Here is a 14,136-nt window from a genome sequence, read left to right as displayed (position 1 = left end):
TCCTCAACGGTGGCCATACACGCGTGGCTGCGTGTAGTGATCGATCAACGGTACGGTAATGTTGGCCAGCAGTACGGCAAAGGCTACCCCGTCGGGATAACCGCCATACACGCGTATCAGCCAGACCAGCAAGCCAACCAGGCCACCGTAAATCAGCCGACCTTTGGGCGTGGTAGAGGCACTGACTGGGTCGGTGGCTATAAAGAAAGCCCCTAGCATAGTGGCCCCGGAAAACAGGTGGATCAACGGGGAAGCCTGATGGGCAGGGTCTAACGTCCAGGCCAATCCTGAGCACAAGGCAATGACGGCCAACATGCTGAACGGGATTTGCCAGTGGATCAGCTTACGGCCCAGCATAAACAGGCCGCCGAGCAGGAAGCCCAGGTTAATCCACTGCCAGCCGATACCGGCCAGGGTGCCGCCGAACAACGGTTGCTGGAGCACTTGCTCGACCGAGTGACCGCTGCGTAGACCGGTTTTAAAGCCGTCTAATGGCGTGGCCTGGCTGATGCCATCGACGCCCATCTGCAATTCGTGCAGAGTGGCCCCCTGGGCGGTGTGGCCGCTGAAAATAGCTAGCAGGGTATCCGGCAGGGTCAGGGCGGTCGCACGTAGTTCTTCAGGCGGTAACCAACTGGTCATCTGTACCGGGAAGGAGATGAGCAATACCACATAACCCACCATGGCCGGGTTGAAAGGGTTTTGCCCCAGCCCGCCGTACAGCTGTTTGGCGATCACAATGGCGAAAAAGGTGCCGATAACGATCATCCACCAGGGAGCCAGCGGTGGCAGGCTAATGCCCAGCAACAGCGCAGTGAGCAGGGCGGAATTATCTGCCAGCCGAGCCTTGACCGGCTGTTTACGTAGCGCAAGAATGGCGGCTTCGGCCCCGAGGGCGGTTATCATGGCCAGCGCGGTCTGAATAAGGTTGCCATAGCCAAAGAACCACCACTGTGCGGCCATGCCGGGAATGCAGGCCAGCATCACCCAAAGCATGATGCGGCTGGTGCTTTGCTGGTTATGGGTAAACGGAGAGCTGGCGATGTGTAAGCCCTTGGGGGCTGCCTGTTGTACCGGCCTGAACTTCATAGAATAACTACCATTTCGTTGCCATGTTAATCAGTGCATTCACGGTGCGGGCACCGGGGGAAATTACAGCGCTGCATTCTACCTCAATCATATGCCGGGTAATACGTGCTAATCATAAGGATATTCAGCTTTTGCGGTGAGGAAAAGCCAGGCTGGATGTAAAACGTGCAGTATAGGTTGTCATACTGATGATCGAGCTGCTATTTTTGGACTGCTTTGCGCACGGAATAACAACTTTCATATAATTAACGTAGGTTACTATCCTGAGCATTTTTGAAGTAGCGAACATCTAATAATGACTAATGAAGATATTTTATTTATTGAAGAGCTGATTGAATGGGTCGAAATTCATCTGGAGACTCGGCCAAATCTGGATGAAGTTGCGCGTATCTCCGGCTACTCCAAGTGGCACCTGCAACGTAAGTTCAAGCGAATCACCGGTATCCAGCTCGCCACCTATATTCGCTCACGCATTCTTACCCGTGCGGCGGTCGCGCTGCGCATCAGCAACCGTACGATTATCGATATCTCCGATGAGTTGGGCTTTGATTCACAGCAGACCTTTACCCGGATGTTTAAGCAACGTTTTGGCATTACGCCAAACCGCTACCGTACCATGGAAAAATGGGACGTGAAGAGCCTGATGCCGCGCTTCGACTTTGAAGCCGTTTATGAGGCCGGTTTTTATCCGGAGATTCAACGGCTGACGTTGCCGGATACGCACCTGGTCGGTTTCACGCGTGAGATGGAATTTGATACTGCCCAAGAGATGGCAATTTCTTCCTGTATCGCCATGAAGGGGGAAATCTTTAATGACTTCTTCAAAGGGCTGAATATGGAGTGCCACAAGGTTTACAGCATCCACTCTGACAATGAGCGCGGCGAAGGCGAGTGTTCAGTCACACATACCATGGCGGTGGAGCCGGAATTCAAGAAGGACATCCTTTCTGGCCACAAGATTGAAGATATTCGCTTGCCAGCGCGCGAGTACATTGCGATTACCCATCAGGGGACGGCCAAAGAGTGCGTGAAATTTATCTCTTACCTGATCTCGCACGTGATGCCAGGGCTGCGCAATGAAGTACGCGGAAGTGTAGAGATGGAGATGATCGAAGCTAAGGCGTGGAACCAGGATGCCAAACTGCGGCAAATCGATGTCAATTACACCTACCTGATTTCTATCGATTAAGTGGGGCCTTGCGTTTGGCAAGACCCCATACCGCTTACTCTTTATCTACCGTAGCTAGCAGTTGTGCGGCCTTTTTAGCTTTGACCCGGGCCAACGCTGCGGCAACCGCAGCCTTGCGCGGATCTTCCGGTTCAGCCGTAGGGGTAGGTTCTTCGTCCACTTGCGGTTGTAAAAGCTCGGCTTGCTGTGCGGCCTTTTTAGCTTTGACTCGGGCCAATGCTGCAGCAACGGCAGCCTTGCGTGGATCTTCCGGCTGAGCTGTAGGGATAGCTTCCTCGTCCACTTGCGGTTGTGAAAGCTCGGCTTGCTGCGCCGCCTTTTTCGCCTTCACGCGGGCTAATGCTGCCGCTACTGCAGCCTTACGCGGATCCTCTGAAACTACAGTTTCCTCCACGCTCTCTGCGTCTTGCGCCTGCGCCGCTTTCTTGGCTTTGACGCGTGCCAACGCCGCAGCCACGGCCGCTTTACGTGGGTCTTCCTCTTGCACCGCTGCCGCCGCAGGCATTTCGCTTGCTTGCTCGCGCTTACGCTCTCTGGCCTGTGCCTTACGCGCTTCGCGGGCAGCTATGGCTGCGCTGTTATTCGGCTCCTGGCCACTGATAGCAACGCCAGCAGCCTCACTGTTTTTGCTGCGCACGCGAGCCAAAGCCGCCTGAACGGCATCTTGATCGCTGTCGGTCAGTTTCACCGCGGCCTTTTTATGACGCTCTTCGCGCGCCAGTTTCTCACGCTCTAAGCGGGCCAGCTTGGCTTCATAACGTGCCTTGGCTTCGGCGGTACGTGCCGCTTCCTGATCCAACGCGTTAATCTCGGCCTTCTCTTGGCGATAATATTGCACCAGCGGAATATTGCTGGGGCAAACGTAGGCACAGGCACCACATTCGATACAGTCGAACAGGTTGTGCTTACGCGCCTTCTCGTGCTCTTCGCCACGGCTGAACCAGTAAAGCTGCTGCGGCAACAGCCCGGCAGGGCAGGCATCAACGCACAGCCCACAGCGAATACAGGACTGCTCTGGTTCTTGTACGGCCATTTCGTCAACCGTCGGGGCCAGTAAGCAGTTGCTGATTTTGACGATCGGCACGTCTAACGTTGGCAACGTAAAGCCCATCAGCGGGCCGCCCATTACCACCATCTGTTGGGATTGAGGTTGATAGCCGCCAAAGGCCAGCAGGTGTTGCACCGGCGTGCCGAGGCGCGCCCAGACGTTGCCCGGTCGGCTCATGGCCTCACCGGTTAAGGTGACGACGCGTTCAATCAACGGCTCGCCATCGACAATCGCCCGCTTGATGGCAAAGGCGGTGCCCACGTTCTGCATCAGCACGCCGATGGTGGACGAACGCTTGCCGTGAGGCACTTCTTTGCCCGTCAGAATTTTGGTTAACTGCTTGGCACCACCGGAAGGGTATTTGGTGGGGATCACCCGCAGGGCGATGTCATCCTGCCCTCGCAAAGCGGCTTTTAGAGCGGCGATGGCTTCCGGCTTGTTATCTTCGATGCCGATCAGCGTCACTTTGGGTTGTAACAGGTGGCGCAGGATCTGGGTGCCTTCGATAATCTGAGCGGCCTGTTCCTGCATCAGCCGGTCGTCGGCGGTGATATAGGGCTCGCATTCGGCAGCGTTGAGGATCAGGGTTTCCACCTCTTCACGGCCACCTTGCAGCTTACTGGCCGTTGGGAAACCCGCGCCCCCCAGTCCGGCAACCCCGGCCTGATGAATACGTTGGATCAGCTCTGTCGCATCCCGTTGGCGGTAATCGGCGACCGGCATCAGTTCGCACCAGCGATCTTCACCGTCTGGATCGATAATCACGCACAGTTCCGCCAGCCCTGAAGGATGGGCGGTAACGTGAGGTTCAATGGCGCGGATGGTGCCTGAGGTTGGTGCATGTACTGGCAAGGTGCGGCCCCGGCCAAAGGTCAGCGGTTGGCCTTTCAGTACGTGGTCACCGGCTTTGACGCACAGCTCACCTTCTGGTCCCAGATGCTGTTGCAAGGGGACGATAAAAATGTCGGGCAGGGGAGCCACGCGCAGTGGCACACCGCTGGACTGGGTCTTCATTTCGGGTGGATGAATGCCACCGTCAAAATCCCAAATCCGATCTTTTTTCAAAGCGGCGAACAGATTAAACATGTTGCTCCACGGGGATCACTTGCACCGGAATGGTTTGCATATCCCACTTCCAGCTGGCGGTCGTGGTGGCGACCGGTTTCATTTCAATACAATCGGTTGGGCAGGGCGCAACGCACAGATCACAGCCGGTACAGAGATCGGTAATGACCGTGTGCATGGCGCGGGTGGCACCCACGATGGCGTCCACCGGGCAGGCCTGAATGCACTTGGTGCAGCCGATGCAGTTGGCTTCGTCAATAAAGGCGACCTTACGCACCGGCTCGGCCACGGCGGCACCGCCGTCCAGCGGTTGTGGCTCGACGTTGAGTAATTCGGCCAGCTTGAGCATCACCTGCTCGCCACCCGGGGCACATTTGTTGATCATCTCGCCATTGGCTACCGCTTCGGCATAGGGGCGGCAGCCGGGATACCCGCATTGGCCACATTGGCTCTGCGGCAGAATTTCGTCGATCTGTTCGGCAACCGGATCTTCTTCCACTTCAAAGCGGCGCGCGGCAAAGCCCAGCACCAGGCCAAACAGCAATCCCAAGGCGCTTAATGCCGCCACCGCAATCCACAACGCAGTCATTAGAATCTCACCAGCCCGGTAAAGCCCATAAAGGCCAGAGACATCAGGCCAGCGGTGATCAAGGCGATAGAGGAACCGCGAAACGGCGCAGGCACATCGGCGACCGCCAGGCGTTCACGGATGGCGGCAAACAGCACCATCACCAATGAGAAGCCTGCGGCGGCACTAAAGCCATAAACCGCAGACTGCAGGAAGTTGTAGCCAAGGTTGACGTTGAGCAACGCCACGCCTAACACGGCGCAGTTGGTGGTGATCAGCGGCAGGAAAATCCCCAACAGGCGATACAGCGCCGGGCTGGTTTTACGCACCACCATTTCGGTGAATTGCACCACGACGGCGATCACCAGAATAAAGGACAGCGTACGCAGATAAACCAGATCCAACGGGATCAGGATAAAGCTGTTGATTAGCCAGGCGCAGACCGAGGCCAGCGTCATCACGAATGTGGTAGCCATGCCCATGCCGATGGCACTTTCCAGTTTCTTGGAAACGCCCATAAAGGGGCACAGGCCCAGGAATTTCACCAGGACAAAGTTGTTCACCAGTACGGTGCCAACAAACAAGAGCAGGTATTCGGTCATTGCAATGCCTAAAAAAATAAAAGCCGCCTATTATCGGTAATCGGCGGCATAACGACAACATACTAATCGCAAGGGTATTGCGCTTTTTTGCCTGTTTTGTTGAAAATTTACACAGCAGGGCGATCAAATCGTGCCTTGCCGCGGTTACTTCTCGGTGAAGGTGCCTTTCACGCGCTGGGAACGCTTAAAATAGGGCACCAGCAGGGCGGCCATCACCAACGGCCATAAAAGGCTACGTACTGCCAGTTCATCGGGCACTGGGGCAAAGGCGAAAGCCTTGATCGCCAATAGCACGGTGATCAGCAGCCAGACCAGGAACAACTTCGGAAAACGTTGTGAACGCTGGCAGAACAGCCACAGCAGGTACAGCGTAAAGCACCACATGACCAGCGTGGTAAGCACCGACAAATACCACTGCGTGGAGAAGGCCTGAGCATTGGTGCTCAGATACTCGCGTGATTCCGGCATAAAAATGGCCATACCGTACAGGGCCAACATCAGGCTGGCGCTGAGCAGGGTAACGATCAGATAGGCCATCGGGGCTAGCAGCCAACCGCCAATGCGCGAGTATTCAGCTTGGGTCATACGAGATCCTGAGTGGTATTCCAACGAAGTAAGCGGCATAGCTTACTCAAATCTGCGCGATTGCGCGAGGAGAAGGCGATTTCGTTGGGCTAACCGATAAAAATGTTAGTCAGGTTGGGTCGCTGCAGGTAATGGTGCAACAGGTGAGAGTCATACAGAACGCCGACACGCCGTGAATCCATCCCTGGAGGCTCGAATCGCGCATCCCTGCGCTCAACGGTCGTAACCGCAATGACTCCCACCTGCCTGAAGCTCAGGTGTTACGGTATTATGTCCAGTAACAATGGGAATGTGATTAACGTTCCGCACCGTTGCTGGCGATCAGCTTCTGGTACCAGAAGAAGCTCTTCTTACGCTGACGCGCCAGATCTTTGTTGTGGTCAACGTAGATAAAGCCGTACTGCTTCTGGAAACCGTTGAGCCAGCTCAGCAGATCGATAAACGACCACGGATAATAACCGCGTACGTCGGCACCCTGTTTGATGGCGTCTTCAATGGCACCAATGTGCTGGCGCAGATAGTCGATACGATCGTCATCCACCACTTCACCGTCGATAATCGGATCTTTGGCTCCCAGACCGTTCTCGGTGATGTAGATAGGGATATCGCCGTAACGTGCCTTGATATTCATGATGCCTTCGGTGAGGCCCTGCGGATAAATCTCCCAGTCCCAATCGGTATACACGCCGTTCGGGTTGCGGACGAACTTGAACAACCCTTTGAAGCCGAATTCGTTACCCTGCTGGTGGCCGCTGCCTTTCTCACCGGTGGTGTTGATGGTCAGATGTGACTCTTGATTATTGGCCGCGATGGTTTCACGTTTGTAATAGTTCAGGCCAATAAAGTCACAGATATTGTCACGCAGCAGTTGTTCATCACCAGGTGCGAATTGCGGCACGCCCCACAGCGCCTGAGTTTGCGCCAGCAGTTCAGCCGGATATTCCCCTTTCAGCACTGGATCGTACAGCCAGTGGGTAAAGATCCCTTCGGCCAACTGATAGGCCGCCAGATCTTCCGCAGACTGGCTGAGCGGGGTATGGGTTTGCAACACGTTGACGAAGCCGATTTGGCCGGCAATGCCGCTGGTGCGGAATGCGGCCACCGCTTTAGCGTGGGCTACAAAGACGTGGTGGCAGGCCTGGATCGCACGTGCCGGGCTCTGTACGCCTGGTGGGTGGCCGCCGGTGATGTAACCGAAGCCGATAAAGCACACGGTTTCATTGAAGGTAGACCACAGTTTGACGCGATCGCCGTAGCGCTGGTAACACAGGCGGGCATACTCTTCAAAAGCCTCCGCAGTGCTGCGTGCTTCCCAACCGCCTTCATCTTGCAATGCCTGCGGCAGATCCCAGTGGTACAGGGTGATCATCGGTTCAATGTTGTGTTCCAACAGGGTATCAATCAGATCGCTATAGAATTTGACCCCGGCCTCATTGATGGTGCCCCGGCCCTGTGGTAGCAGGCGCGGCCAGGAGATAGAAAAGCGGTAGCTCTGCATCCCCATTTCGGCCATCAGCGCCACATCTTCACGGAAGCGGTGATAGTGATCGACGGCAACGTCGCCGTTAGTGCCTTGGTAAGTGGTACCTGGCAGATGGGAGAAGGTATCCCAGATGGATGGGCCTTTGCCGTCGGCATCGTGTGCGCCTTCAACCTGATACGCCGCGCTAGCCGCGCCCCAGAGGAACTCTTTCGGGAAAGCAGACATAACTATTCTCTCTATACGTTAAATATTGAGTCTAGTTTAGGTCGAGTTGAAATGAGTTTGCAACCGGTTTCTGAAACCGGTTGCAGTTTTTGCAGGCGCGTTTAACGGCGATTGATTTGGTAGTAGGTTTCATTCCAGCGGATTTCGTTCTTGAACGCTGGCAGGGTGGTGTCGTTATCGATCAGCAGGAATTCGATGTTGTGCATCTCGGCATACAGGCGCAGGTAGTCGGCGTTTAGTGACTGCGAGAACACCGTGTGGTGTGCGCCACCTGCAAGGATCCAGGCTTCCGCCGCCGTAGCCAGGGAAGGTTGAGCGCGCCAGATCGCTCGGGCCACCGGCAGCTTAGGTAATGGTTTAGGTTGCTCAATAGTATCAACCTGATTGACCAGCAGGCGGAAACGATCGCCCATATCGATCAGGCTGGCATTTACCGCCGGGCCTGCCGGGGTAGAGAAGATCAGGCGGGCCGGATCGGCCTTGCCACCGATGCCCAGATATTGAATATCCAGCAGTGGCTTCTGTTCTTTGGCGATGGAAGGGCAGACTTCCAGCATATGGGAACCCACCACCAGATCGTTGCCCGGCTGGAAGTTGTAGGTGTAATCCTCCATAAACGAGGTGCCGCCGTTTAAGCCGCTGCCCATCACTTTCATAATGCGCAGCAGGGCCGCGGTTTTCCAATCACCCTCACCGGCAAAACCGTAGCCTTGTTGCATCAGGCGCTGTACCGCTAAGCCTGGCAACTGCTTCATGCCGTGCAGCGTTTCAAAGTTGGTGGTGAAGGCGTGGAACTTGCCCTGTTCGAGGAAACGTTTCATACCCAGTTCGATAGCGGCTGCATCAATCAGGTTCTGCCGTTTGGCCCCGTTAACTTTAGCCACGTCGCTCAGCTCATAGCTGGCTTCGTACTCCTCGATCAGGGTATCGATATCGCCCTTGCTGACTTCATCGATCACGCTGACCAAATCGCCGATGCCATAAGCATCTACGGAATAACCAAACTGGATCTGCGCGGCCACTTTATCGCCATCGGTCACGGCGACCTGGCGCATGTTGTCACCAAAACGCGCCACTTTCAGCTGTTGGCTTTCCTGTTTGGCGCAGGCAACACGCATCCATTGAGCGATTCGCTCCTGGGCATTTTTGTCTTGCCAGTGGCCTGCAATCACGCTGTGCTGCTGGCGCATACGGGCACCGATAAACCCGAACTCGCGGCCACCGTGGGCGGTCTGGTTCAGGTTCATAAAGTCCATATCCATGCTGTCCCAGGGAACCTCGGCATTAAATTGGGTATGGAACTGGAGCAGCGGTTTATCGAGGATAGACAGGCCGGCAATCCACATTTTGGCCGGTGAGAAAGTGTGCAGCCAGGTGATGATGCCGACGCAGTCCTGGTGATAGTTGGCATCACGACAGACAGTGGTGATTTCGTCCGGCGTGGTGACCAGCGGTTTCAGCACCATCTTCACCGGTAAACCTGCGTCACGGTTCAGGCTGTTCACGACCTGCTCGGCATTTTCCATCACCTGTTGCAGGGTTTTGGGGCCATAGAGATGCTGGCTGCCAATCACGAACCACACTTCACGTTGCTTAAAGATGTTCATCAAAAACTCCTGGATCTAGAGGTTTTATTGAGCCGAGGGGATCTGCCCCGGCGTATTAATTTTTGGTGGTTGCGGCAAAGCGCGGTTCTGCGGCCTGGCACCACTGTTGATAGCGTTCATAAAGTTGTTGGTAGCGCGCGACGTTTGCGGGATCGGGCTGCAAAGTACGTTCAATACTGCAAGCCATATGCTGCTGAGCCTGCGGAACGTCGCTGAAATGCCCGGCGGCCACGGCGGCGAAGATGGCGGCACCCAACGCGCAGCACTGGTCGGAGGCGACAATCTGTAGCGGACGATCCATCACATCGGCGCAAACCTGCATAATCACCGGTGACTTGCGGGCAATACCGCCTAGAGCCAGCACGTTATCGACGGGAATGTCCTGCTGTTCGAAGCACTCCATGATGGCGCGGGCGCCAAATGCCGTTGCGGCGATAAAGCCACCAAACAGCGTGGGCGCATCGGTGCCGAGGTTGAGATCGGTGATCACCCCTTTCAGGCGCTGGTTGGCGTAGGGGGTGCGGCGGCCATTGAACCAGTCCAATACCACTGGCAGATGGTCAAGAGACGGGTTTTTGGCCCAGGCGGCGGTCAGGGCGGCCAGCATGTCATGCTCGATTTGTTGTAGCTGTGTCTGGAGTTGCGGTTGCGTCTTGGCGGCTTCACGCAGTGGCCAGCTCAGCAGGCGGCTGAACCAGGCGTACATATCGCCAAAAGCGGATTGCCCGGCCTCCATCCCGATGGTTTGCGGCACCACGCTGCCGTCCACCTGGCCGCAGATGCCGCTGATGGCACGATCGCCCACGCGCTCACGATCGGCGATCAGAATGTCGCAGGTCGACGTGCCAATCACCTTCACCAGCGTATAGGGCTGCGCACCGGCTCCCACGGCCCCCATATGACAGTCAAAGGCGCCACCGGACAGCACCACGCTTTCTGATAGCCCAAGCCGTGTGGCCCACTCTTTGCTCAGCGTCCCTACCGGCAAATCGGCAGTGTAGGAACCGTTGAACAGTGGATAGGGCAAATCTTCCACCAGCATCGGATCCAGGGCCGCAAAGAAGGCTTTAGGTGGCAAACCGTCCCAGTCCGGATGCCACAGCGTTTTATGCCCAACGCTGCAACGCCCGCGCTTTAACCGATCCGGTGCGGTAGTGCCAGAAAGCAATGCTGGTACCCAGTCGCATAGCTCAACCCAAGAGGCGGCTGCGTGGCGTACCTCTTCATCCTGGCGTGAAACGTGCAAGATTTTGGCCCAGAACCACTCAGAGGAGTAAACGCCGCCGATATAGCGCGAATAATCGGGGAAATCGCCACGGCGGCACAGTTGGTTAATTTCCTCCGCCTCCTCGATGGCGGTGTGGTCTTTCCACAGCACAAACATGGCATTGGGATTGCTGGCAAACTCTGGCCGCAACGCCAACACGTCGCCATGTTCATCAATCGGGGCGGGAGTGGAGCCGGTGGAATCAACCCCAATCCCGACCACGGCGTGCCGCTGTTCCTGGCTCATGCGCTGCACCACGGCGACGATGGCTTGCTCCATGGCTTCGATGTAGTCGAGTGGATGGTGGCGGAACTGGTTCTGCGCGGCATTACAGAAATCACCACGCTGCCAGCGAGGGTAGTAGACCACCTCGGTATCCAGTTCGTTACCGTTTTGACAGTCGACAGCCAGTACTCGCACTGAATCGCTGCCGAAGTCTAATCCCAGGGCAATAGCACCTGCCGTCATGATGCGGACTCCTTACTTGTTAGGTTGAGATTAACGATAGGAGCGGGACGGGGAGGCAGGTGAGGAAGCATTGGCTGGAAGTATGCACTTTTCTGCTTGCTACAGTGATTTTGTGATGGGGGTCAAAAGTTATCACTTGGTTAAATTTGCTAAATGTATGCACATATCTGCTGTTATCTCGGGATGTGATAGCGCTCTACATTTAACTAACAAATACCGGCTAAAACTGTTTGCGTCTTACCTGAGTCTACGGCAAGAAGCGAGATATAAGGCCATTGTCGTGACAGGATCTCATAATGATAACGCTTTCACGGCGGCCCGATTTTTCTGCCGATGAAAGCAAAACAGCGGAGAGTACCATGCATAAATTCACTAAGGCGTTGGCAGTGATCGGTCTGACGGCGGTTATGTCACATTCAGCTATCGCAGAGACCATGAAACTGGGTTTTTTGGTTAAACAGCCAGAAGAGCCCTGGTTCCAGACCGAATGGAAATTTGCCGACAAGGCGGGTAAAGACCTGGGGTTTGAAGTGATCAAGATTGCCGTGCCGGACGGCGAGAAAACCCTCAATGCCATCGATAGCCTGGCGGCCAGCGGGGCCAAGGGGTTTGTTATCTGCACTCCAGACCCAAAACTCGGCTCGGCGATTGTCGCCAAGGCACGCAGCTACGACCTGAAAGTGATCGCGGTTGACGACCAGTTTGTTAATGCCAAAGGCAAGCCGATGGAGAGCGTGCCGCTAGTGATGATGGCGGCCACCAAGATAGGTGAGCGCCAAGGTGCCGAGCTGTGGAAAGAGATGAACAAGCGTGGCTGGAAAGTGGCAGAGACCGGCGTAATGGCGATCACCTCCGATGAACTGGACACGGCACGCCGCCGTACCGGTGGCTCGATGGACGCATTGAAAACCGCGGGTTTCCCACAACAGCAAATCTACAAGGTACCGACCAAATCCAACGATATCCCAGGGGCGTTTGATGCCGCCAACTCGATGCTGGTGCAGCATCCGGAAGTGAAAAACTGGCTGATCGTCGGGATGAACGACAACACCGTGCTGGGCGGCGTGCGTGCCACAGAAGGCCAGGGCTTTAAAGCGCCTAACGTGATCGGCATTGGTATCAACGGCGTTGATGCGGTAAGCGAGCTTTCCAAGAAACAGGCAACCGGCTTCTACGGTTCACTGCTGCCAAGCCCGGATATTCATGGCTACAAGAGCATTCAGATGCTGCATGACTGGGTAGAGAAAGGCGTGGAACCAGAGAAGTTCACCGAAGTGACTGATGTGGTGCTGATCACCCGTGACAACTTCCAGGTGGAACTGCAGAAAAAAGGCCTGATGTAAGGAGCGTGCCGCCTGTACCAAGCGGGCGGCCATTTATCGCACAGCATTGAGGAAAGCACTATGACTGCCGTCACGCCCTATCTGGCTTTTAAAGGCATCGGTAAAAGCTTCCCTGGCGTCAAAGCGCTGGATGATATCAGTTTCAGCTGTCAGGCCGGGCAGATCCACGCCCTGATGGGGGAAAACGGCGCCGGGAAATCGACGCTGCTGAAAATCCTCAGCGGCAATTACGCCCCAAGCAAAGGGGAGATCCACCTCCAGGGGCAAGCCGTACAGTTTGCCAATACCACTGACGCGCTGAACGCCGGGGTGGCGATTATCTACCAGGAACTGCATCTGGTGCCGGAAATGACCGTGGCAGAGAACATTTACCTTGGCCAGTTGCCGACCAAACATGGCCTGGTGGATCGTAAACTGCTGCGTTATGAGTCCCGCTTACAGCTGGAACACCTCGGGTTGGACATCGATCCGGATACCCCGTTGAAGTACCTGTCGATTGGCCAGTGGCAGATGGTGGAGATTGCCAAGGCCCTGGCGCGTAACGCCAAAGTGATTGCGTTTGATGAGCCGACCAGTTCGCTGTCGGCACGTGAAATTGAGCAGCTGTTCCGGGTGATCCGCGAGCTGCGGGCCGAAGGGCGAGTGATCCTGTATGTCTCACACCGGATGGAGGAAATCTTTGCGCTGAGTGATGCCATTACCGTGTTTAAGGATGGCCGCTATGTGCGCACCTTCGACGATATGCAGCAGGTAAACAATGAAGTGCTGGTGCAGGCGATGGTGGGCCGCGATCTTGGCGATGTATATGGCTATCAGCCACGCGAGCTGGGAGAAGTGCGGTTGCAACTGACCGAACTGCAGGCCGTTGGGGTGAAAACGCCTATCAGCCTTAACGTACGTGCTGGAGAAATTGTTGGCCTGTTTGGTCTGGTGGGCGCAGGGCGCAGCGAATTGATGAAAGGGATTTTTGGCGCCACGCGGGTCACTGCGGGCCAATTGATGCTCGATGGCAAGCGGCTTGATGTCCGTTCACCGATCGATGCTATCCGTGCGGGAGTAATGCTTTGCCCGGAAGATCGTAAGGCCGACGGCATCATTCCGGTGCACTCGGTGCGCGACAATATCAACATCAGCGCACGCCGCAAAAGCATCAAGGCGGGCTGCCTGATCGATAACGCCTGGGAAACCAGCAATGCCGATCACCATATTCGCGCGCTGAATATCAAAACCCCCACCGCCGAACAGCTGATCATGAACCTCTCCGGTGGCAACCAACAGAAGGCGATCCTGGGCCGCTGGCTGTCGGAAGAGATGAAGGTGATCCTGCTGGATGAGCCGACACGCGGCATTGACGTTGGCGCAAAACACGAGATCTACCACGTGATTTATCAGCTGGCGCAGCAGGGCATTGCGGTGCTGTTCGCCTCCAGCGATTTACCCGAAGTGCTGGGGCTGGCGGATCGCATCATCGTGATGCGTGAAGGGGCGATTTCTGGCGAGTTGACCCATAGCGATGCCACTGAGGAAAAAGCCCTCAGCCTGGCGATGTTACGTACCCCCGATATTGCGGCGGCGATGGCCTGATTGTGAAGGAGCA

At 55.9% G+C, this 14,136-nt stretch carries 11 protein-coding genes; 3 read left to right on the top strand and 8 right to left on the bottom strand.

All coding sequences use genetic code 11. From position 1 onward, the window contains the following. Positions 1-3 precede the first annotated feature (3 nt). The gene (gene rsxD, locus ACX9GU_RS14745; RefSeq protein ID WP_473192042.1) at positions 4-1,089 is read right to left on the bottom strand and encodes an electron transport complex subunit RsxD; all 1,086 of its coding nucleotides are present in this window, start codon (positions 1,087-1,089) and stop codon (positions 4-6) included. Positions 1,090-1,384: 295 nt separating this feature from the next. Between rsxD and ACX9GU_RS14740 the strand changes: the two genes are divergently transcribed. Next, positions 1,385-2,278 (top strand): helix-turn-helix domain-containing protein, encoded by an 894-nt coding sequence (locus ACX9GU_RS14740; protein WP_024486622.1) that lies wholly within the window; start codon positions 1,385-1,387, stop codon positions 2,276-2,278. Positions 2,279-2,312: 34 nt separating this feature from the next. Here the strand turns inward: ACX9GU_RS14740 and rsxC are convergent, their stop codons facing one another. The 7 genes from rsxC to ACX9GU_RS14705 form a co-directional block, all read right to left on the bottom strand. Then, entirely contained in the window at positions 2,313-4,412 is a 2,100-nt protein-coding gene (gene rsxC / locus ACX9GU_RS14735; protein WP_473192041.1) for an electron transport complex subunit RsxC, read from the bottom strand. Further along, positions 4,405-4,980: an electron transport complex subunit RsxB gene (gene rsxB / locus ACX9GU_RS14730; protein WP_021804523.1), complete on the bottom strand. Its 576-nt coding sequence runs from the start codon at positions 4,978-4,980 to the stop codon at positions 4,405-4,407. Before rsxB ends, rsxC begins: the two co-directional genes overlap by 8 nt. Then, entirely contained in the window at positions 4,980-5,561 is a 582-nt protein-coding gene (rsxA, locus tag ACX9GU_RS14725) for an electron transport complex subunit RsxA (protein WP_021178056.1), read from the bottom strand. The genes rsxB and rsxA overlap by 1 nt, the downstream gene beginning before the upstream one ends. Positions 5,562-5,705: 144 nt before the next feature. Next, complete coding sequence (locus ACX9GU_RS14720; RefSeq protein WP_021178055.1) at positions 5,706-6,146, bottom strand: DUF2569 domain-containing protein; 441 nt, start codon at positions 6,144-6,146, stop codon at positions 5,706-5,708. A gap of 295 nt (positions 6,147-6,441) precedes the next feature. Next, positions 6,442-7,854, bottom strand: coding sequence for a glycoside hydrolase family 1 protein (locus ACX9GU_RS14715; protein ID WP_473192040.1), 1,413 nt, complete (start codon positions 7,852-7,854; stop codon positions 6,442-6,444). A 101-nt stretch (positions 7,855-7,955) separates the two neighbouring features. Beyond that, a complete protein-coding gene (gene araA / locus ACX9GU_RS14710) occupies positions 7,956-9,461 on the bottom strand; it encodes an L-arabinose isomerase (protein ID WP_473192039.1) in 1,506 nt (501 codons plus the stop codon). Positions 9,462-9,516: 55 nt separating this feature from the next. Next, positions 9,517-11,196, bottom strand: coding sequence for a ribulokinase (locus ACX9GU_RS14705; RefSeq protein ID WP_473192038.1), 1,680 nt, complete (start codon positions 11,194-11,196; stop codon positions 9,517-9,519). 359 nt (positions 11,197-11,555) lie between these two features. Between ACX9GU_RS14705 and ACX9GU_RS14700 the strand changes: the two genes are divergently transcribed. Further along, the gene (locus ACX9GU_RS14700; RefSeq protein WP_473192037.1) at positions 11,556-12,539 is read left to right on the top strand and encodes an arabinose ABC transporter substrate-binding protein; all 984 of its coding nucleotides are present in this window, start codon (positions 11,556-11,558) and stop codon (positions 12,537-12,539) included. 60 nt (positions 12,540-12,599) lie between these two features. Further along, a complete protein-coding gene (gene araG / locus ACX9GU_RS14695) occupies positions 12,600-14,123 on the top strand; it encodes an L-arabinose ABC transporter ATP-binding protein AraG (protein ID WP_065686138.1) in 1,524 nt (507 codons plus the stop codon). The last annotated feature ends 13 nt before the right edge of the window (positions 14,124-14,136 follow it).

This window comes from Serratia sp. K1WW1 (assembly GCF_055790865.1).
The sequence above is the reverse complement of the archived record's forward strand: the minus strand, read 5'-3'. Positions and strand labels throughout refer to the sequence as shown.